This is a genomic window from Verrucomicrobiales bacterium, from assembly GCA_016793885.1.
Lineage (GTDB): Bacteria > Verrucomicrobiota > Verrucomicrobiia > Limisphaerales > UBA11320 > UBA11320.
In genome coordinates, this window is sequence record JAEUHE010000020.1 from 16,769 (window position 1) to 36,458 (window position 19,690).

At 60.1% G+C, this 19,690-nt stretch carries 13 protein-coding genes; 12 read left to right on the forward strand and 1 reads right to left on the reverse strand.

All coding sequences use genetic code 11. The annotated features are described in order from the left end of the window. The first annotated feature begins 140 nt into the window (after positions 1-140). From JNN07_02570 to JNN07_02615, 10 genes are all read left to right on the forward strand, one after another. Entirely contained in the window at positions 141-1,613 is a 1,473-nt protein-coding gene (locus JNN07_02570) for a PhoPQ-activated pathogenicity-related family protein (GenBank protein ID MBL9166609.1), read from the forward strand. 226 nt (positions 1,614-1,839) lie between these two features. Then, positions 1,840-2,448: a Holliday junction branch migration protein RuvA gene (gene ruvA / locus JNN07_02575; GenBank protein ID MBL9166610.1), complete on the forward strand. Its 609-nt coding sequence runs from the start codon at positions 1,840-1,842 to the stop codon at positions 2,446-2,448. Beyond that, positions 2,445-3,158, forward strand: a complete 714-nt coding sequence (locus JNN07_02580; protein ID MBL9166611.1) for a lysophospholipid acyltransferase family protein — start codon at positions 2,445-2,447, stop codon at positions 3,156-3,158. The genes ruvA and JNN07_02580 overlap by 4 nt, the downstream gene beginning before the upstream one ends. 139 nt (positions 3,159-3,297) lie before the next feature. Beyond that, positions 3,298-4,257 (forward strand): hypothetical protein, encoded by a 960-nt coding sequence (locus JNN07_02585; GenBank protein ID MBL9166612.1) that lies wholly within the window; start codon positions 3,298-3,300, stop codon positions 4,255-4,257. 2 nt (positions 4,258-4,259) lie between these two features. Beyond that, positions 4,260-6,134 carry a hypothetical protein gene (locus JNN07_02590; protein MBL9166613.1) on the forward strand — a complete coding sequence of 625 codons (1,875 nt, stop codon included), beginning with the start codon at positions 4,260-4,262 and terminating at the stop codon, positions 6,132-6,134. A 40-nt stretch (positions 6,135-6,174) separates the two neighbouring features. Continuing rightward, entirely contained in the window at positions 6,175-7,086 is a 912-nt protein-coding gene (locus tag JNN07_02595; GenBank protein ID MBL9166614.1) for a protease modulator HflC, read from the forward strand. 8 nt (positions 7,087-7,094) lie between these two features. Next, complete coding sequence (locus JNN07_02600) at positions 7,095-8,372, forward strand: protease modulator HflK (protein MBL9166615.1); 1,278 nt, start codon at positions 7,095-7,097, stop codon at positions 8,370-8,372. Between the two features lie 28 nt (positions 8,373-8,400). Further along, a complete protein-coding gene (locus JNN07_02605) occupies positions 8,401-8,559 on the forward strand; it encodes a hypothetical protein (protein ID MBL9166616.1) in 159 nt (52 codons plus the stop codon). 2 nt (positions 8,560-8,561) lie between these two features. Continuing rightward, the gene (locus JNN07_02610) at positions 8,562-10,532 is read left to right on the forward strand and encodes a cation-translocating P-type ATPase (protein MBL9166617.1); all 1,971 of its coding nucleotides are present in this window, start codon (positions 8,562-8,564) and stop codon (positions 10,530-10,532) included. A 651-nt stretch (positions 10,533-11,183) separates the two neighbouring features. Continuing rightward, a complete protein-coding gene (locus JNN07_02615; GenBank protein ID MBL9166618.1) occupies positions 11,184-11,981 on the forward strand; it encodes a DUF1080 domain-containing protein in 798 nt (265 codons plus the stop codon). A 31-nt stretch (positions 11,982-12,012) separates the two neighbouring features. On the opposite strand, the gene JNN07_02620 is transcribed toward JNN07_02615, so the two are convergent. After that, positions 12,013-17,604, reverse strand: coding sequence for a neutral/alkaline non-lysosomal ceramidase N-terminal domain-containing protein (locus tag JNN07_02620; GenBank protein MBL9166619.1), 5,592 nt, complete (start codon positions 17,602-17,604; stop codon positions 12,013-12,015). 134 nt (positions 17,605-17,738) lie between these two features. Here JNN07_02620 and JNN07_02625 point away from each other — a divergent pair, with 134 nt between their 5' ends. Together JNN07_02625 and JNN07_02630 are read left to right on the forward strand one after the other, a co-directional pair. Beyond that, on the forward strand, positions 17,739-18,758 hold the full coding sequence (locus JNN07_02625; protein MBL9166620.1) for a N(4)-(beta-N-acetylglucosaminyl)-L-asparaginase: 1,020 nt from the start codon (positions 17,739-17,741) through the stop codon (positions 18,756-18,758). 63 nt (positions 18,759-18,821) lie between these two features. Beyond that, positions 18,822-19,649, forward strand: a complete 828-nt coding sequence (locus tag JNN07_02630) for an MBL fold metallo-hydrolase (protein MBL9166621.1) — start codon at positions 18,822-18,824, stop codon at positions 19,647-19,649. The last annotated feature ends 41 nt before the right edge of the window (positions 19,650-19,690 follow it).

Sequence of the window (19,690 nt, forward strand, 5' to 3'; positions counted from 1 at the left end):
TGCGCTTCTCGCCGTGGCACCTTCAGCCCTTTCAAGCTCTGAGCATCCATGGGCTCAACAGAGTTTCGCCCTCCCCCGCCACGCGGAGAGCAGCCCGAATCTTCTTGTGATCGCAGGGGAAGGTCGATTAGCCATAGTGAATGGCTAAGATGGATCATGCTCAAGGTATGGTTGGGTTCCAGGGGTTTTCACTTCGCGTGGGGCCTATCCTTGCTTTACTCGGGGTCGTCCTGTCAGTGGGTTGCTCCACGGGGGATGTCTCTGCGCCTTCTACTTCAAAGCCAGCTGCGTCGGCTCGTTCCCTGACTGCGCTGGATCGCTACGTCGCCGCGCCGGACACCAACTTCTCGTGGAAGCTCATCAGCTCCACCAAGGCCGAAGGCTGCACGGTGAGCGTGCTGCAGATGAATTCGCAGGTGTGGCTGACTACCAATGAGGTGGACCGCCCGCTCTGGCAGCATTGGCTGACGGTGGTTCGTCCGGACTCGATTCAGTCCTCCACCGGCTTTCTCTTCATTGGCGGGGGGAGTTCCAAAAGCGGCGCACCGAAAAAGGCTGACGACAATGTGATGCGATTGGCGCTCACCACCAAATCGGTGGTCACCGAGCTGCGGAATATTCCGAATCAGCCCGTGACCTTCGTGGGGGAGAGCAAAGGCATGGTGGAAGATGAGTTGATTGCGTACACTTGGGATAAGTACTTGCGCACGGGCGATGAGAAATGGCCGGCGCGATTGCCTATGACCAAGGCGGCGGTTCGAGCGATGGACGCCATCACGGCGTTCTGCGCCACCCCCGAGGGTGGTTCCATGAAAGTGGATCGCTACATGGTGGCCGGCGGATCCAAGCGTGGCTGGACCACTTGGACGACAGCGGCGGTGGACAATCGGGTTGTGGCGATCGCCCCGATCGTGATCGACATGCTGAACATCGTCCCGAGCTTCATCCACCACTGGGAGGTTTATGGATTTTGGGCTCCCGCCGTGGGTGACTACGTTCGACGCGGGATCATGGACTGGACTGGCAGCAAGGAGTATGAGGCGTTGATGAAGATCGAAGAGCCCTATGAGTATCGCGATCGTCTCACCATGCCCAAGTTCATCGTCAACGCCTGCGGCGATCAGTTTTTCCTGCCGGACTCCTCCCAATTCTATTTTAATGATCTGCCGGGTGTGAAGTATCTGCGCTACGTGCCGAACACGGATCACTCGCTCCGCGGCTCCGATGCCTGGGAGTCGGTGACGGCCTGCCACGACGCCATCCTTAAGCAGGCTCCCTTGCCGCAATTCTCCTGGTCGCGCCAGCCCGATGGTTCCATCAAGGTGCAAACCAAGGACCGTCCGCTCGAGGTGAAGCTCTGGCAGGCGACCAACCCCCAGGCTCGGGATTTTCGTTTGGAGACGATTGGACGAGTCTGGACCAGCACAGCGTTGGTGGATCAGGGCGGGGGAGTCTATGTTGGGTCAGTGGCGAAGCCACCCATGGGTTGGACCGCTTACATGGTCGAGTTGACCTATCCCAGTTCGAGCCCGCATCCGTTCAAGTTCACCACCGACGTTGTGGTCAACCCCAACACCACCGTTCACAAATACGTTCAGCCGAAGCATCCATGAAGGACCAGGACGGGCCACGAACGGAGTCAACGGCAAAGGAACCTGGGCCTTTCAAAACGGCAGCAGGCGCCCGGAGCGCCGACTCGTCGAATCGAGTCAACTTTCGCCAGCAGAGTCTGGTCGCCTCCCAGCAGGCGGTGCGACAGATGATTGCCTCGCGGCCGGCGGCCAAACCGACCTTTCGCATGACGCTGGGCCGCTGAGATCCTGATGGGACGGACAATTCATGATTAGTTTTCTTCGCGGCAAGTTGGTAGATAGCCTTCCCACTCATGTGACGGTGGACGTCAACGGGGTGGGCTACGAGGTTCAGATCCCACTGAGCACCTTTCATGTGCTCCCAGCTCTGGGCTCGGAGGTGAAGCTGTTGACTCAGCTGATTGTCAGGGAAGATGCACACCTACTCTTCGGCTTTGCGACTCATCCGGAGCGGGATATGTTCAAGCTGCTGATTAACACGGTCAGCGGCATAGGTCCCAAGATCGCGCTGAGTTTGCTGAGCGGTTTGAGCGTCACCGCGATTCGGGGCGCCGTTGCCAGCCGCGACATCAAGGCCCTATCCTCGATCTCGGGTGTTGGAAAGAAGACTGCGGAGCGAATTGTGGTCGAGTTGGGGGACAAGGTTGGGGCCTCTGGCGCTTGGGAAGCCAGCAGCGCTCAACACTCCCTTTCTTCCTCGGATCAAAAAGTGAACGATGCCGTTCTGGCCCTGATGGCCCTGGGCTACAAGCAACCTGAGGCATTGGAATCCATTCGGACCACTCAGGCTGTTCTGGGGGGCGAAGCGGCGGTGGAAGATTTGGTGAGAGCGAGCCTCAAGCGATCCCGGGCATGATTGTGTCACAGCCTCCGACGCGGGAAGCGCCGCTCCGATCCAAGAATGTTGTGATCCCTCGCAAATTAAAATGGCATGGAGAATGCCTGGCCTGGCTCATCCATTGGGTGATCCGCGGTCTTGGGTTGACGCTGCGGGTGCGCTTCGAGGCGGCACCGGAGGTGACGGAGCGCGTCCTTAAGGGGCCGGTCATTTTTGCCATTTGGCACAATCGACTCTCGCTCGCCCTGCCGGCGTATGGCTGGACCATCAGGAAACACCGTCCGCATCGGCGCATGGCGGCGATCGTGAGTGCCAGTCGGGATGGAGCGCTGGTCGCCCGGGTTCTGGAGCTCTTTGAGGTTCAGCCGGTTCGCGGCTCGTCCAGTCGTCGCGGGTCGCAGGCCTTGCTGGAGCTCGTTACCCAAGCGGAGCGAGGCTTGGATCTGGCGGTGACTCCGGATGGCCCTCGTGGCCCGGCTTACCGAGTCCAGGAGGGGGTCATCGCGATGGCTCAGCTGACGGGTTTTCCCGTCATCCCGTGTAGTTATGTCCTGGATACCAAGATTCAGCTCAAGACCTGGGATCGGTTTCAAATCCCCATTCCTTTCACTTCAGTCCGGGTTCGTATGGGGGAGCCGGTGGAGGTTCCGCGCGACCTTCCAGCCGCGGAACGTGAAGGGTTTCGCCAGTTGCTGGAGCAGCGGATGGCGGCTTTGGCGGGGGATTAGCGGACTGAGGCCCTCACAACTTTCCGACTCGGCGCAGGAGGTTTCCGCGTCATGCTGGTCCAACGGTGGGGCCATCGATACCCTGCGAATAGTTATTGGCAACCCGACTGTCAGTTCCTAGATTCTCTGCCGCAAGCCGATGCAACGTTTTGTCGCTATTGCTCTCAACGGATTTTTGGAACTGGCACGACAGCCGGTCGTGTTGCTGTTGTGTACCAGTTCGGCGGTGGTCATTATCTTCCTGGCTTCCATCCCCTATTTCGGCTTTGGCAGCGATGCCAAGCTGGTGAAGGACACCGTTCTGGCCGTGATGTTCCTCAGCGGCCTTTTTGGAGCCGTCCTCAGCGCTTCCAATTGCGTGGCCCGGGAGATTCGGACCGGCACGGCCCTGGCGGTGCTTTCCAAGCCCGTGGGCCGCACGCAGTTCTTGCTGGCGCGCTATGCCGGCTTGGTGGGGATCCTCACCGTAACCGTTTACGTGAACCTTCTGGCCTGCCTGCTGGCCACCCGGATGGCTTATGATGCCTATGGGGATGCGGATCTGAGGTCGCTAGCCATCTACTACGGGAGCATCGCACTGGCCTATGTGGCGGCCGGTTTTTCCAACTTCTTCCTCAGGCGGCCATTTGTCTCGGATGCACTCATGGGGGTGGTCATCCTGACGAGCTTAGCCTTTGTCCTCATCAACTTTTACGATCGGGAGGGCAAACCTCAGGATTTTGGTCATGGAATCGATTGGCGGGTGATTTCTGCCGGCTTGCTGATCCTGTTTGCCATCTGGACTTTGGCGGCTCTGGCGCTAGCTTGCTCCACCCGGTTGGAGATGGTGTCTACCCTCGCGGTGTGCACCACAGTTTTCCTCCTGGGATTAATGTCGGACTACCTGTTCGGCCGAGCTGCCGGGCAGGGCGAGTTCTGGGCCAAGATCCTCTATGGGGTCGTGCCGAACTGGCAAAAGTTCTGGATGGCCGAGGCCCTGGGCGAGGGAAATCACATCCCCCTCACCTATTTGGGAACGGCGTTTGCTTACGCCGCAGCGCAGGTGGGTGCCGCTCTGGCGCTGGGCTTGAGCTTGTTTGAAGACCGAGAATTGAGCTAACCATGGAACGAAATGGACAAAGTGGGGCAGTAACGAATTTCCTGCTCCTCCTCCTGGCCGGTGTCTTGGCCTTCAGCATTGGCCGATACAGTCATTCGCTTTCGGCTCAGGTCGCGAGTTACACGATCGCGTTCGCCGTTGTCATCACCTTGGTGAGCTGGGTGCAAATGCGGCTGGAGGAACAGGAGCGTCTGGAGCAGCTGGAATTCGAAGAGGTGACCCGTGGCGGAGCAAGTTCCTCGCTGTTCAACACGGGCGAATCGGAGACCTTTCCGGCCCGTCGCACCCGGGAGATCTACGAACGAATCTTCGTGCCGATTTTCAGCGGAGTGGTGGCGGTAGGCCAGGGGGTGGTTGCCTATCTGGCTTGGCGCTGGCTGACCTCCTCGGGCGCGGTCCCACTCCGGCAGCCGCTTCTGGCGCTGGGTTTGTTCGGCGGCCTCTTCATCGTTTTATTCCTCATTGGACAATATTCCACCGGCGTGGCGCGGCTGGAGAGCCGACGGTTGTTGCGTCCGAGCGGCAATTTCCTGCTGCTGGCTTCCTATCTCATGGCGATCGCCTCCGCTGTGGTTGGGGCGGCGGTGGCCGATTTCCCGCGGGCGGATTTCTATGCGGCCAAGGCGCTTTGCATCTTGCTCGGACTGCTGTCTCTGGAGGGCGTGATCTCCGTGGTGTTCGATATCTATCGCCCGCGAATCAAAGGCAAGGTTGCGCATCCGCTCTATGACAGTCGGCTGGTCGGTCTGCTGAGCCATCCGGAAGGGGTCTTCAGCACGGCCGCGAGCGCGCTGGACTACCAATTTGGCTTCAAGGTCTCCGAGACCTGGTTCTATCAGTTCCTGCGTACGAACTTTCCCTGGCTCGTTCTGGCTCAGCTCGGATTGCTCCTGGTGAGCACTTGCGCCGTCATCATCAATCCGGGGGAGCAAGCGTTGCTGGAACGGCTGGGGCGTCCCGTCACCGGGCGCGAAGTGCTCGGGCCTGGATTGCATTTTAAGTGGCCTTATCCGGTCGATGATGTGCGCCGGTTTCGCACCGACGAGATCCAGTCCTTTCTGGTGGGAGCGATTCCTAATCCGGACACCGAGCACGATCCGGCGTTCCTTTGGACGGTGAGCCACTACAAGGAGGAGTTCAACCTTCCCACTCCCAGTGCCGCGCTGGCGGCTTCGGGTACGTCGCGAAGCGTCTCGACCACCAACACTCCGCTGAGCCTGCTTACCGTCAGTGTTCCGATTCATTACCAGATCAGCGACCTGCGGGCATACGCCTACAACTACGACAATGCGGGGGAGGTGCTGCAGCGCTTGGCCAATCGGGAGCTGACCCTCTACTTTTCCAAAACCGACGTTCACGATCTCCTGACCCGCGGTCAGTCCACCGCCGCCGAGCAGCTCCAACGAGAGCTTCAAAAGCGGGTCGATGAACTCAAGCTCGGCGTCAAGCTGTTGTTCGTAGGCCTGCAGGACATCCATCCTCCGGTCTCGGTGGCCAAGGATTATGAGGCCGTGATCAATGCCAGCCAGTGGCGGGGCACGAATCGCCTGGACGCCCTCGGTTTCCAAGCCATGACCAACAGTCTCGCCACGGCGGAATCGAACCGGATCGTGGTGGCGGAAATATCCCGCAGCAGCAGCGAGGTGAACTACGCACTGGCCCGCGCGGCGCGCTTCACCAATCAATTGGCGGCCGATGCCATCGCTCCGGTGGTTTATCGACGCCGATCGTTCCTGCAGGCCTATACCAATGCTCTGGGGGCTCCCAAGAAAATTGTCATCACCACCACGAACACCGACGGGGTGATTCAGTGGAATCTGGAGGAAACCATCGGCGAGGAGTTCCTGAAGCGCCTTGCGCCGGCTGCGAAACCCTGAGCCCAGCCTTGTTTAGAACCCATTTGAGAGACGACCGATCATGAAAAAGAATCCTATTTCAATCGCAGTGGGAGCGCTGCTCCTGCTGATCTTTGTCATCCTCCTGTTCGTATACCAGGTGAGAACCACCGAAGTCGCGGTGATCACCACCTTCGGCAAGCCTACCGACCAAAAAACGGAGCCTGGCGCTTACTTCCAGTGGCCCTGGCCGATCAACAAGGTCTACAAGCTCGACAAACGCACGCGCAGCCTGGAGATCGGTCTCCAACAGTCCACCACCGCCGATGAAAACAGCCTGCTCGTGATGAGCTATCTCGGCTGGGCGGTGGATGATCCGAAGGAGTTTTTCCCCCGCTTCGACCGGGGAAGCCATGTGGCGGCTGAAAGCAAACTCAAAGAGATGCTGCTGAACGCTCAGAAGCAGGTGGTGGGCCGGCATCGGCTTCAGGACCTGATCAGCCTCGACCCGTCCCAGCTCAAGTTCACCCAGATCGAGCAGGAGATGCTGGAAGTCCTGCGGACGCAGTGCAAAACCCAGAAATACGGGATCGATGTTCAGTTCGTTCACATCAAGCGCTTGGGCTTGCCGGAAGGAACCACCACCGCCGTGCTGGATCGCATGAGTGCTGAACGGCGTCAGCTCGTGACCAAGATCAAGGCGGATGGGGATGCGGAGTCGGCGGAGATTCGCTCGCGTGCCGCGATCGAAGCGCAGAGCAAGATCAAGCAGGCCACCTCCGACGCATTGCGCATCAAGGGCGAGGGGGAGGCTGAGGTGAACAAGATCTTGACGGTGCTCGAGAAGAACCCCGAATTGGCCACCTTCCTGTCCAGCCTCACCGCTCTCGAGTCGATCCTGGGGAGCCGAGCGACGGTCATCATGGAGCCCAATTGGCCCTTGATAGACCTTCTGACGCCGAAGGGTGGCGTCAAAGGCAGTTCTAACCACTGAATCCCGCTATGAGCGAAGGCACCAGCCCCTCATCCGGTTCCGGATCCAAGCCGTCGGGCAAACCCGCCCACGACCATCCGCATTCCCATGCGGGTCATGAGCACGCGCACGATCATGACCATGATCATCCCCATGCCCATGGTCATGATCACGATCACGATCACGGGCATTCGGCCCCGCCCCCGCCGACGCCCGATCCCGACGCAGACTTGCTGAAGGATTCGGGCGCGCAAGCCCTGTCCGAGGCGCTGCGCCGCAGCTTTGGAATCTTGAAGATCGTCATGATCCTGCTGGTGCTTGTTTTCCTTGGATCGAATCTGAAAGTGGTCGGTCCGGAGGAACGGGGCGTCATTCTTCGCTTGGGAACCCCGGTGGGCCAGGGAGAGGCGATGCTGATTCCGCCAGGTCCGAAGCTCGCGTGGCCCTATCCGATCGATGAGTTCATCAAGATTCCCATGAGTCGTCTGCAACAGGTGAGTTCCACGGTGGGTTGGTATCAAACATCCGTGGCGGCTGAGGCGACTGGAACGGAGCAAGGCTTCGATCGTTTCCTCAGTCCGGTCCGCGATGGTTACACGATCACTGGGGACACGAACATCGTGCACGTTCGTGCCACCTTCGGCTACCGCATCACCGACCCGGCGCGCTATGTGTTCGCCTTTGAGAACACCCCGCAGTTGCTGACCAATGCGCTCAACAATGCCATTCATTACGCATCGGCTCGGTCGCCGGTGGCTTCGTTGCTCCAGACCGGGCTGGCCGACTTTAAGGACCGGGTTCGGGAGCGTCTCAATACCCTGATCGAACAGCAGCGATTGGGAATCACGGTGGACAACATCACGGCCACCATTATCGCTCCGCGGCAGGTGAAGGAGTTTTTCGATCAGGTGCTCACCGCCCGCAGCGAAGCCGATTCTGCGAAAAGCGACGCGAACGGTGCCGCCATTCAAATCACCCAGGACGCCAGCAGCACTGCCAACGGGATTGTTTTCGCCGCCCGGAGCGAGCGGGACAATGAAACCAAGCGGGTCTTGGATGAGTCGAAGCGGTTTCAAGCGCTGCTTCCCGACTACTTGCGTGCTCGCGAGTTGTTCCGGCAGAGGTATTTAAGCGAGATGATGCAGCGGATCGGACCCGGACTGCAGGACCGGCTGATCATGACTGACCCTCACGGTGGCCAGAAACGCGAACTGAGGATACTATTGAATCGTGATGAACGGATGCAGAATTCGAAACCAGCGACGCCGGCGGTCTTGGTGCCAGCACCGGCAGGCGACAAACACTGAGCATCTCTTGCCATGAACGTTTCCTCCCATGTTCCCAGCTCACCGGGTCGGTCGCGTCACAATCACGATCACGATCATGATCATTCGCATGATCACCACCATCACCACGATCACGACCACACTCACGATCATGGGGATGGTTCGGGCTGTTCCCAATGTGGACATGACCATTCGCATACGAATGTAAAAATGAAGCAGGTGTTCATCGGCCTGCTCTTTATCCTCAATGCGTTTCTGGTGGAGTGGTTCTTCGAGGACGGGGTCACGCTGGCTTCCTTTAGTGCGATGGCCGGCGCTCTCATCCTGGGTGTGCCGATCGTGATGACTGCGGTCAAGGATCTGCAACGCGGTGTCCTCAGCACCAATGAGCTGGTCGGCATCGCAGTGCTGGCTTCCTTCGCTTCTGGCAACTATATCGAGGCGGGTGTGGTGGCGTTCTTCATGTTGCTGGGCGAGATCATCGAGACCCGAACCGCGGAGGGTGCCCGATCTTCCATCGAATCTCTCATTCGACTGACTCCTACCAAGGCTCGTCGGATTGTGAGCGGGGCCGAGGAAGAGGTGGCGGTGCGGGATCTGGCGATCGGGGACGTGATTCGCGTTCGGCCGGGTGACAACGTCGCGGCGGATGGCGTGATCCTGACGGGGCAGGGTTCCATCAACCAGGCCAACATCACGGGTGAGTCCTTGCCGGTCGACAAGAAAACGGGCGATGAGGTCTATGCTGGCACTCAGAATTTGAACGGCGTGCTGGAGATCAAAGTCAGCCGTGCCGGACAGGACACCACCTTGGGTCGAGTACGGGGGCTCATTCTTGCTGCGGAGAAGACCAAGCTCCCCATCATGCGGATCGTCGATCAGTACATGAGCTTCTATACGCCATTGGTCCTGGTGATCGGTGCGTTGGTCTGGGCGTTCACCCAAGATTTGAGCCGGGTTATCGCGGTGTTCATCGTCGCCTGCCCGTGTGCGTTCGTCCTGGCGACTCCAACCGCGATGGTCGCTGCACTATCGGCGGCGGCTCGGTTGGGGATCCTCATTAAGAATGTGGGCGACATCGAGTTGGCGGCCCGTATCAACGCCTTTATTTTCGACAAGACCGGTACGCTTACGACCGGGAAGCTCGCGGTGAGTCGGTTGAATCCGCTGGGTGACACGACCCCGGCCGATCTGCTGCGCATCGCGGCGATCGCCGAAAAATACAGCAACCACCCCACCGCCAAAGCGTTGTCTCAACTGGCTCAGGAGGCGGGAGTGTCGATGGGGGAACCCGTCGACTTTTCTGAGACGGCTGGACGTGGAGTTACCGCGACGGTGGATGGCAAGAAGGTCTTGGTTGGCCGTGCGCAGTGGCTCAAGGAAAGCGGGGTCCTCGGTGATTTCATCAACTCGGTCGATTTGAACGAAACCGAGGGGTACAGCCTGGTGTTCGTCGCTCAAAACGGGCAGTGCATTGGCTGGATCGGTTTGCAGGACCAGACCCGTGCCGAGGCTCGGGAGTCCTTGGCAGAACTGAAAGCGATTGGTGTTCGCCGAATGGCCATGGTCTCGGGGGATCGCACGCCGGTCGCCAAACGTGTGGCTCAAGAGATCGGGTGCGAGGAGGTTCTGGGAGATTGCTTGCCTCAGAACAAGGTCGAGTATGTGAAGCAGATGAAGAGCAAGGGCTATCGCGTCGCGGTCGTGGGGGATGGTGTCAACGATGCCCCGGCCCTGGCGGCGGGAGACTTGGGAATCGCCATGGGCGCCGCCGGTAGCGAGGTGGCCATCCATAGCGCCACCATTGCCCTGATGAACAGCGACCTGCGCCGTTTGCCTTTCCTGATCCGGCTGTCGCGCCAGACCCGGATTGTGATCAACCAAAACTTCCTTTTCGGAGTGTTCTTCGTCATTGGCGGCTTGGTCTTCGCCGCGTTGAAATACATCAACCCCATCGTCGCCGCGGTCATGCACGTTGCGGGATCGCTGTTGGTGGTGTTCAACAGCTTCCGTCTCGTCCGTCAAGGGGAGGAGTTGGAGCCCTTCCAGGTGCCAGGTGCTGCAGGAACGGGACCTGATGGTGGATCGGATGGGCACTCGCCTGCCGATCATTCGCATCACGATCATGGGGCTCCCGCGGTCGCCTCGATCCAGTTCAAGCCGCGTGCTTCGGCGGGCTGAGGTTAGCTGCCGAACACTACCGGGACCCCTCCGGGGGTGCCGAAAAGCTGTAGAGGGCTACAGCACTCCAAAGGCTTCGCAACAAAACCGAGTCGTATGGAGTGCGGCAGCCCTCTGCCGCTTTGTCCCCCCGGCGTAGCCGGGATCCCCTGCGGGGATGCCGAAAAGCTGTAGGGGGCTACAGCACTCCAAAGGCTTCGCAACAAAACTGAGTCGCATGGAGTGCGGCAGCCCTCTGCCGCTTTGTCCGCCCGGCGTAGCCGGGATCCCCTCCGGGGATGCCGAAAAGCTGTAGAGGGCTACAGCACTCCAAACGCCTCGCAACAAAACTGAGTCGTATGGAGTGCGGCAGCCCTCTGCCGCTTTGTCCCCCCCGGCGTAGCCGGGATCCCCTGCGGGGATGCCGAAAAGCTGTAGGGGGCTACAGCCCTCCAAACGCTTCGCAAAAAAACTGAGTCGCATGGAGTGCGGCAGCCCTCTGCCGCTTTGTCCGCCCGGCGTAGCCGGGATCCCCTCCGGGGATGCCGAAAAGCTGTAGAGGGCTACAGCACTCTAAACGCGCCGAAGCCTCGCACTTGCGCAGCTCTTCGTGCTTGGCATTCCTCCTGGCTAGGTTGCATGCTCGGGTTAATTCAATTCCAACTCATACTTATGCGCGCTCTTCTTCGCTCACGGTCCCTTCAGACTCAGTTGGCTCTCTCTCTCGTGCTCTTCTCCGTTGGCTCCCTGGCGGCCCAGGCTGCGGTGGGGGTGGGAGCTAAACCCATCCGGGGAGCGGAGATGTTCATGGATGGCAGTCGTCAGATGCTGGATGAAAAGTGGACCTATTGGCAGGGGCCCGGGTTCAAATCGAGTCTTCCCATCAAATGGCAGATTGTTCCCGATCCGGTGGATCACGGAACGGTGGTGATGACCGATGATCCTGCGGCGGCCGGCGGTCAGTACGGGGCGGCCGACTTGGTGACCAAGAAGGAATTTCGCGACTTTCGGCTGCATGTTGAATTCCTGATCATGAAGCCCGGTGGCAACAGCGGGGTTTACCTGCAGAACCGACATGAAATTCAGGTGCTGGACGGCGACCGAACCAGCCACGGTATGGGTGCGGTGATCAACGAATCGCCTTCGCCGTATCACGCTTATAATGGAGTAGGAAAATGGAACGCGTATGACATCGTCTATCGTGCGGCGCGTTTCAAGGACGGCAAGCGGGTCGAGAAGGCGCTGGTCACCATGTATTTCAACGGAATTAAAGTGCACACGAACCACCCAATCTCTCAGGTATGGGGAGGCCCACGCTCCGGAATCGATGGCGGCAACGATGGTGGAAAAGGAATCACCGACACGCCCGGGGGGCTCAAGCTGCAGTGTGAGGGTCACGATGTTCGCTACCGTAACATCTGGATCAAGGAGCTGAACTTGAAAAAGCCCGATACCGACTTCAAGCGGTAGGTAACAAGGTCCCACCGGGGGACGGACCTCTCTACAATTGTCCGCGATCGCCGCCACTCAACGCCTGAACGGCTTCCTGCCGCAACACTGAATTCGGGAACTCTCGTAGCCTTTCGCTGCGCTTCTCCCCGAGGTCCGAAGTCTTCAGGTTTCCTGCCCTTACCGCAGCCAAGAGCATCCGCACTCGCTCCTCTCCTCGGAGCATGGCATCCAGAGCGAGTTCGCGGTTCGTACCTTTCAGGTGAGCGAGCGATCCCAGCAGGGCCGCAGCAGATTGAGAACCCGGCATATCCGCCAACCCGCTCACCGCTCCCATTTGCAACTCTTCATTGGTTCCGGCCGCGAGGTAATGGGCGAGTTGCTTCCCACGTTTGTCCCAAGGCTCGACGCCCAGCATCCTCAGCGCATCATAGCGTGTGCCCGTCGGAACCTTCGAATCCGCGGCCATGGCCGAAGCCAGTTCGAGGGCGCGAGTCCATCGAGCCTGTAAGGAAGTGTCGTCCGCTAGAATCGCTCGAATGCGTTCGGCTGGCCAGAGATCGAGCTGGCTGAGCCCGTTGATGATGCCGCCACCCAAAGCGACCGCTTGCCAATCGCGTAGTGCGGTTGTTTCCGAGGGCAGGGATAACTTGAGCAGTTCCAACAGTTGCGGGGCGTCGTTTCTGCGGGCCGTGAGGAGGGTCAGCCGCCAAATCCAGGGGATGCGACGATACTCCTCCGCCGTCTCGAGAGGCAGTTCTCGTGTCAGCTCCGCCAGAATCGCCGCCGCTAAATGGGGATGCGTCGTGGTGGCCCCCTCTTTCTCCGCTTCGCTGCTCTTCGGGTCCAAAATGACCCGAGCCAGCGACGCCGCATCCCGGGGCGGATTCCCCGGCGCAGCGACCGAGCTGGCTCGAGGCCACTGCGGACTTCCACCCGCGGGGACCAGAGCAATGGCGCGAAGATCCATGAGCGCCTGCTTCAGCGAGCCATCCGGGGAGATCGACAGCGAGTGACTCCCCTCCGTCAGGCTGAGGGAGCCCACACGCACCTGCACGTAGTCGCTCCAGTTGGGGCCGGTTGCTTCGACCCGACCGCGAATGATTTGATTTCCCAGATGCAACTGAAACGTATTGCCTGCCGAAGTGGCAGCGCAGGCATAGTCCAGGTAAACATCGTAGTTTCCTGCCCCGGTCGACTCGATTCTCCACGTTGCTTGGTCCGTGGTTCCATGCCACATGCCGATGTTCTCGAAGTCACGCTCAAAAGTAATCGTGCCTCCCCGCAGCTCGGCCGCCGACGCCGGCAAGAAGAGCGAACCGTCCTTGCGGCCCCGCAGGCTGCGCAGGGCTTGACCGGCGATCACTTTGGGTGGAGAGGATCGCCGCAAAAATCCCACGAGTGCGGCGAAATCCACGGGAGGAAGCACAGCCTCGAGTCCTTCCGGCATCAGGGACAGGCCGAGTCCTCGTATGCTTTGCAGCTCCGATCTCAGAAAGGTTTCCGTCACCCCGCCCGGTTGAACCAACAGCAGGCTGGTGCCGGTTTCAGATTGAACGATCCCGCTGGCGCTCCGGCCATCCCGGGTCTCCACCTCATAGGCTACGAATCGCGGCTCCACCACGGCGTTCGGATCCAGGATGTTCTTCACCCAGAAGTCGAGTTCCCGGCCGGCCAGCGGATCCAGATCGGGTCCCACCCGATGTCCCGAGCCTCCCGCTTGATGGCAGGTCGAGCAGTTCTTAATGAAAAGTTCGCGACCTCGATTCGCCGCGTCATTTCCCGGATCGGGTAGGCTCTGATAGCGGTGCAGCACCTCGTCTCTGGACGCTTGCGCTTTGAGCGGAAGCACCAGCTCGGCAAGCTTTTTGATTTCGTCGTTGGAGCTGGTGGAGAGGCGCTCACGGTCAACCGACGAAAGTTCGTTGGCTTGGATCGTGCCTTCGCGGGCCGCCTTTAGAACCGCGAGAGACCAGCTTTCGCGCCCAAGCATCCATCTCAAGAGGTCCTGTCGAATCGCCGGGGAGAGCCGAGCCCAATTCTGCAGTAGGAGCCCCGGGATTTCCGGTGAAGACATGCGGCTGAGGCGTTTCAGGGCCGCCTCGCGTAGCTGGGAACTATCGGCATCGGTGGCCAGGCGTGAAAGCTGCAGCAGGTCGTCGGCGAAGGTTTTTTGGTTGCGGCCGAGCAGTCTGACCGCGGCGACCTGATCGGCCACCTTAGCCCGGGAATCGTTGGCAACGGCCGAGATCTCCCCCAAAACTTCAATCAGGCGCTCCTTGAACGCCGCGTCGAGCGGGGATTCATTCAGTAGCGCGTTTACCGAGAAGAGTGGATCGTTGGGTGCGTCGAGGACGCGTGACAGCGCGTGAAGCCTCCAACCCTTTACCGAGCCAGTTTGGGGAAGTAGGGCTTTCAGCGTCGGCACGAGCTGTGCCTCATGGGGGCAGGAGGCCAAGAGTTTTTCCAGAAAGGGCTGGAACGAGACCGGGGGATCTTCCTGGGGCTGGACTCGGGCGAGCAGGGCTCGGAGAATGACGACTGCATGCGGTCCCGCAGACGTCAGGATAGCGGCTTGTTGCCAAAGCGACGGTTCAGAGCTGGTAGCGATCTGGGCGAGCAGTTCCCCCGCGCGCGGGGTTGTGGAACTGCCCAGCGAAAGCGCCAGCTGGTGGGTGACGCGGGGATCTGGGTGGGAACTCAATGAAGCCAGCGACGTCCAGAGCTGGTCCAGCGTTGGCGTTCCCGGGGAAAGAGCATCGTAATCCAGCCCGGGGCTGATCCACAGTTCGCTCTGAATGAGCGCCATGGCGATTACCGACGGTTCAGGATCTTTGAGCGCTTGGATCAACGCGTCGAGCGGAACCAAGGGTGTCGCGCTAGCCGCGAGCGCTTGAGCCCGCACTTCGGGTCGGCTGGCGTTGCGAGCCAGCAACTTCAGCGCGCGGACCGAGTCGGTTCCGTTTCGCTGCGCCAGTGCGAGCTGAACGCGATCTCGTTCGGTTCCGTTGGCGGAGTCGAGTGAGGCGACGAGGTTCTCCGTCGTCAGTGGGATGAGGTTCCTCACGGGACGGAGGGGTTGGCCGACCGGCCGGAGGCGGTACAGACGTCCCCGGTCCGCTCCCGCACGCATGTCCAGACTGGCCAGACGCTGCGGCGAGATCCAGCGGGGATGCTCCATCAAAAAACGATACATATCCACGATCCAGAGCGCTCCGTCAGGCCCGGTGCGAACTTGTACTGGGCGAAACCAGTTGTCCGAGGATGCGAGGAACTCGATGCCCGTTTCGTCCTCCGGCTTGCGAACCTTCACCATGGCTCCCTGAGGGACGACCTTGAGTCGATGGACGAGGTTGTGCACCGGCTCGCAGGTGAAGAGGTCACCCTTGAACTCGGCTCCCAAAAAGTCGTCACGGTAGATCCCAATGCCGCAGGCGCTGGTCACGCGGTTGAGATGGTCCAGGTCGTTGAAGCGCTCCAGAGCCCGACTGATCGGATGGAGCCGATTTGGATTGGGTTCGTCGAACGGGGAGAGGGAAGGGGGAGGTCCCGCAATACGGGGGTTGCGTCGAACATAGTGATCGTGAATCGGATAGTGGTGGACGAGCGTACTGTTGTCGCATCCGAACCAGCGGTCCCAGTCGTCGCGAACGCGACCCTGCTGGCTGAGGCCAGTCGCCGTTTCGAAACGGGCGCTCGAGAGATCAGCCGCGAGTCGAAAACGGAAATCTCGTCCGCGGATGTCCACCGTCCCGCCGGACAGGTGGTTGGTAATCAGGCCCCCCAGCAGCCCGTTGGCTCCGTAAATCCAACCATCCAACCCCAGGGCCAGTCCGTTCAGCCTGGCTTGATAATTTTCCGTCGAGAACCCCGAAAACAATTTCTGCACTCGGTCGGCCTTTCCATCCCCGTCGGTGTCTTCGGCGTAGAGCAGATCCGGAGCAGCGCACACCAGCACTCCGGAGCCCCAGGCAAACACCCCGGTTGGAAAGGGGATTCCCGGGAGAAACACCTGGCTTCGATCGTATCGCCCGTCGAGGTTGGTGTCTTGGAGGAAGGTGATACGCCCGCCGGGTTGAAATCGGTTGTCCAACCCTTGCGGATAATCGTACATCTCGCAGACCCAGAGCCGGCCGTCGGCCCCCCAATCGATCGCGACCGGTGAGGTCACCAGGGGTTCGCTGGCCACCAATTCGAGCTCCAATCCTGCCCGGACGCGAAAGCTCCTCAGGGCATCCGCGGCCCCCAGCGGCTTGGTGCCGTCGGTTCCTTGGGGGGCGAGGAAGTCGGCCGGAATCTGACCTCGGATGGCATCGATGATTTTCTGTTCCAGCCCCGGTGCAAAGCGCGTGGGCCGGTCGTAGTAGATCATGGCGTCACCGCCCTCGTAGCCGCCTTCCTTCAAGATCCGTTCGCTGGGGATGTAGCACGGCGCTTCGTTGGCGTAGCCGTTCACCCAAAGGCGGGTTCGATCGAATTCGCGTTTCAACCGGAGGGAGTAGTCCACGACGACTTCCCCCGGCAGATTGATCATGGCCAGGGAGTTTCCCAGGGTCCACGTCTGAATGGTATAGGGCAGTTCAGCGGGCAGGACTTCGCCGCGATCCAATTTTGCGAGGTTGAATCGGGCATGGTAGCCGACGGCATCGGTCCGCTTAGCTTTCTCCTCCAGTTCGCCGCGGGTGGGTAGCTTATCGAACGGCAGGATCACACGGCTCATCGCTGCCCGGAGCGGGCCCGCCAAGGGTTTTAGGGGCGTCTTGAGGAGGCGCTGGATTTCGGCGGCAATCTGTTGGCCTTGGGCAGACGCGATGTCGACCTTGTCGCCGGTGACGCCCGAGCTTGGATTCGAATCAGCGCCGCATCCCACCGAAGTGAGAGCCAGCGTCCCGGGGAAAGCGCGCTCGATCTCCTCCTGAGCATAGCCCGCCCAGTCTCCGCTGATTTTGTTGTGGGAAAGCGTCACACAATGGCAGGCATAGCTGGTGTAGATCGCGAGAAGTTGGCCGTCGCGGGATCGCACGGCCAGGACCGGCAGATCGTGGTCGACCGGTCCTCCTTTGGTTCGACGGTTCGCGGCGAAAGTGACCTGGCCCAGCGCGTAGGATAGCGTGGCGGGCTGGAGATTCCTCCAGGCCTCGAGCGCCACACGTTCCATGGCGTCGATGAGTTCGCCGGTGTAACGGTCGACTCGCGCTAGATGATCCGGAGGAATCGGTACGCTGAAAATCGTGGGCGTAAACCGGCTCAGCAGCGGAGCCGTGTGGGTGTGAGTGGCGGTCAGTGCGATCCGCTCGGGCTTCAGCCCCAACGGACCTGCGAGACGGCGAGTGAGCTCCTGATGGATGTAATCCGGCACTCCCAGGTTGTCGATGGCGATGATCAGGGCTGGACCCGTGGCAGGATCCTGGAATGCGAGGGCCTTGGCCCAGATGCGTTGGGAAACCCCCTCTGACTCGGTTCGCCGTCCCCCGAACCCATTGAGACGGATGGGATAGCTGGGAGTGATGTCGATGCGCGCTGTGCCAACCTGGAGTTCAGCGGCAGGGATCGCCGGATGGATGGCCAAGAGCATGAGACCGAGCAAGACCATTCGAGGACCCAACGGGGAGCCGGGTAGACCGTGGTGGCTGGGGGCGTTCATCGAAACGCAGGTTTGCATCAAAAGGAACCTCGCGCAATGGAGAACCGTCCGCTCGAGGCATGGTCAACAGCGAAATTGACAAACCCGAGATTCGGCAAATGATGGACCGGCTTTTAACGTCCTTGTTTAACTTTATGACTCGTCGCGAATTCTTGGTTGGCTCGGGTGCGGTGGTTGGCTCGCTGGCCCTGCCGGCCAAATTGGCTGCCGCTAAACCCTCCGATCCCATGGCTCAATCCACGTCCGTACGTCCGCTTTTCGTTTCCACCTGGCCCTTCGGCAAGCCGGCGAACGAAGTCGCGCTCCAGACTTTCGAAAAAGGGGGAAAGCTGCTGGATGCGATCGAGCAGGGGATTGGCCTCGCTGAGGAGGATGTCTCCAATGCTTCCGTGGGGATCGGTGGGATTCCCAATGCGGCTGGGGTAGTTCAACTTGACGCCTGTATTATGGATGGGCCCGGGCACAAGGCGGGCAGCGTGGCAGCGATCGAGGGAATCCTGCATCCGATTTCGGTGGCGCGCCGGGTGATGGAAAAGACTCCGCACGTCATGCTCGTGGGAGCCGGTGCCCGCGAATTCGCGCTCCAGCAAGGGTTTCCCACCACGGAGCTGTTGACGGACGGGCAGCGGAAACAATGGGAGAAATGGAAGAAAGCTCGGGAAGCCGAGAAGGCCAAGAACCCGAAGAACCATGATACCATCGCACTGATTGCCTTGGGTGCGGATGGAAACCTCTGCGGCGGCTGCTCGACCAGCGGCTGGGGTTATAAGCTGCCTGGTCGGGTAGGCGATTCTCCGATTATCGGGGGTGGGCTCTACGTCGACAACGAGGTGGGTGCGGCTGGCGCCACGGGTCTCGGCGAGAACGTCATGCGCTACTGCGGTTCCTATCAGGTGGTCGAGTTCATGCGTCAGGGCCTGTCACCGGAGGAGGCCTGCATTGAAACCATCAAACGCATCGCGCGTCTCGATCCGAAGGGTTTCGACCTCAGCATCAACTTTATCGCGATCGACAAAAAGGGTCGATTCGGTGCCGCAGGCACCGGTCAGGGGTTCCAGTATTCGGTGACCTACCCGGGCTACAGCAAGGTGCTGCAGAGCCCAGGCCTGACGGCCAAGAACGTGGGTCCGATCGGCGGTAACATCAAACCCTGAGTCCGATTAAGCCTTTTTTCTTCCTTTCGTCCCTAGGCTGGCCTAATTCTTGGATCGTTGCACATGGCCACGATTCCACTCGAAGACACGTTCGTTGATGTCATCAGTAAGGCCCAAAACGGGTTCAAGCTGAGTGATGCCGATTTGGCGAGGCGTGCCGACGTGGCGCCCGAAGCCATCGCTCGCATCAAGAAGGGCGAAGTGCTGGAGGACGAGATCCGTAAACTCGCCCGCAGCCTCAACCTCGGTAAGTCCTCGCTGGCGGAGATGGCCAAGAATAGCTGGGCTCCTGATCCACTCGCGGTGCCCGGTCTGCTCCAGTTCAATACTCGGTTCGGTGACATGACCGTCAACGCCTACTTGGTTTGGGATGAGACGACTCGTCAGGCTGTGGCGTTCGATACGGGTGCCATCGCGCTGGGGATGATGAAGTCGATTCAAAGCCAAAGCCTGCAACTCAGGTATCTTCTGCTGACTCACACTCATGGCGACCATGTGGCGGACGTGGAGCGCTTCCAGTCGGATACCCAGGCGGAGATCTGGGTTTCGGAGAAGGAGCCTTTTCCCGGTGCCAAGACATTCGCCGAGGGAACGGTGTTTAGCGCCGGAGGACTTCAGATCGAGACGCGATCCACCACCGGTCATTCTCCGGGTGGGACCACTTACGTCATTCGCGGGCTGAGCCGGCCCATCGCGGTCGTGGGGGACGCGGTTTTTGCAAGCTCGATGGGAGGTGGCAAGGTTTCCTACCTCGATGCGTTGGGCAACAATCGCCGCAAGATCATGACTCTGCCCGATGACTGTGTGATCTGTCCAGGCCACGGGCCCTTGACCACGGTCGGGCTGGAGAAGAAGCACAACCCATTTTTTCCGGAGTTCCAAAAAGGTTAGTCGTCGTTACTTCATCATCGTTACTATCAATTAGAGAACAA

What these genes read in the sequence shown, in the direction of transcription:
- JNN07_02610 (MBL9166617.1), top strand. Translation starts at nt 8,562, where the DNA reads ATGAAGCAGGTGTTCATCGGCCTGCTCTTTATCCTCAATGCGTTTCTG.
- JNN07_02625 (MBL9166620.1), top strand. Translation starts at nt 17,739, where the DNA reads ATGACTCGTCGCGAATTCTTGGTTGGCTCGGGTGCGGTGGTTGGCTCG.
- JNN07_02620 (MBL9166619.1), bottom strand. Translation starts at nt 17,604, where the DNA reads ATGAACGCCCCCAGCCACCACGGTCTACCCGGCTCCCCGTTGGGTCCT.
- JNN07_02580 (MBL9166611.1), top strand. Translation starts at nt 2,445, where the DNA reads ATGATTGTGTCACAGCCTCCGACGCGGGAAGCGCCGCTCCGATCCAAG.
- JNN07_02605 (MBL9166616.1), top strand. Translation starts at nt 8,401, where the DNA reads ATGTTCCCAGCTCACCGGGTCGGTCGCGTCACAATCACGATCACGATC.
- JNN07_02570 (MBL9166609.1), top strand. Translation starts at nt 141, where the DNA reads ATGGCTAAGATGGATCATGCTCAAGGTATGGTTGGGTTCCAGGGGTTT.
- JNN07_02615 (MBL9166618.1), top strand. Translation starts at nt 11,184, where the DNA reads ATGCGCGCTCTTCTTCGCTCACGGTCCCTTCAGACTCAGTTGGCTCTC.
- JNN07_02590 (MBL9166613.1), top strand. Translation starts at nt 4,260, where the DNA reads ATGGAACGAAATGGACAAAGTGGGGCAGTAACGAATTTCCTGCTCCTC.
- JNN07_02600 (MBL9166615.1), top strand. Translation starts at nt 7,095, where the DNA reads ATGAGCGAAGGCACCAGCCCCTCATCCGGTTCCGGATCCAAGCCGTCG.
- ruvA (MBL9166610.1), top strand. Translation starts at nt 1,840, where the DNA reads ATGATTAGTTTTCTTCGCGGCAAGTTGGTAGATAGCCTTCCCACTCAT.
- JNN07_02630 (MBL9166621.1), top strand. Translation starts at nt 18,822, where the DNA reads ATGGCCACGATTCCACTCGAAGACACGTTCGTTGATGTCATCAGTAAG.
- JNN07_02595 (MBL9166614.1), top strand. Translation starts at nt 6,175, where the DNA reads ATGAAAAAGAATCCTATTTCAATCGCAGTGGGAGCGCTGCTCCTGCTG.
- JNN07_02585 (MBL9166612.1), top strand. Translation starts at nt 3,298, where the DNA reads ATGCAACGTTTTGTCGCTATTGCTCTCAACGGATTTTTGGAACTGGCA.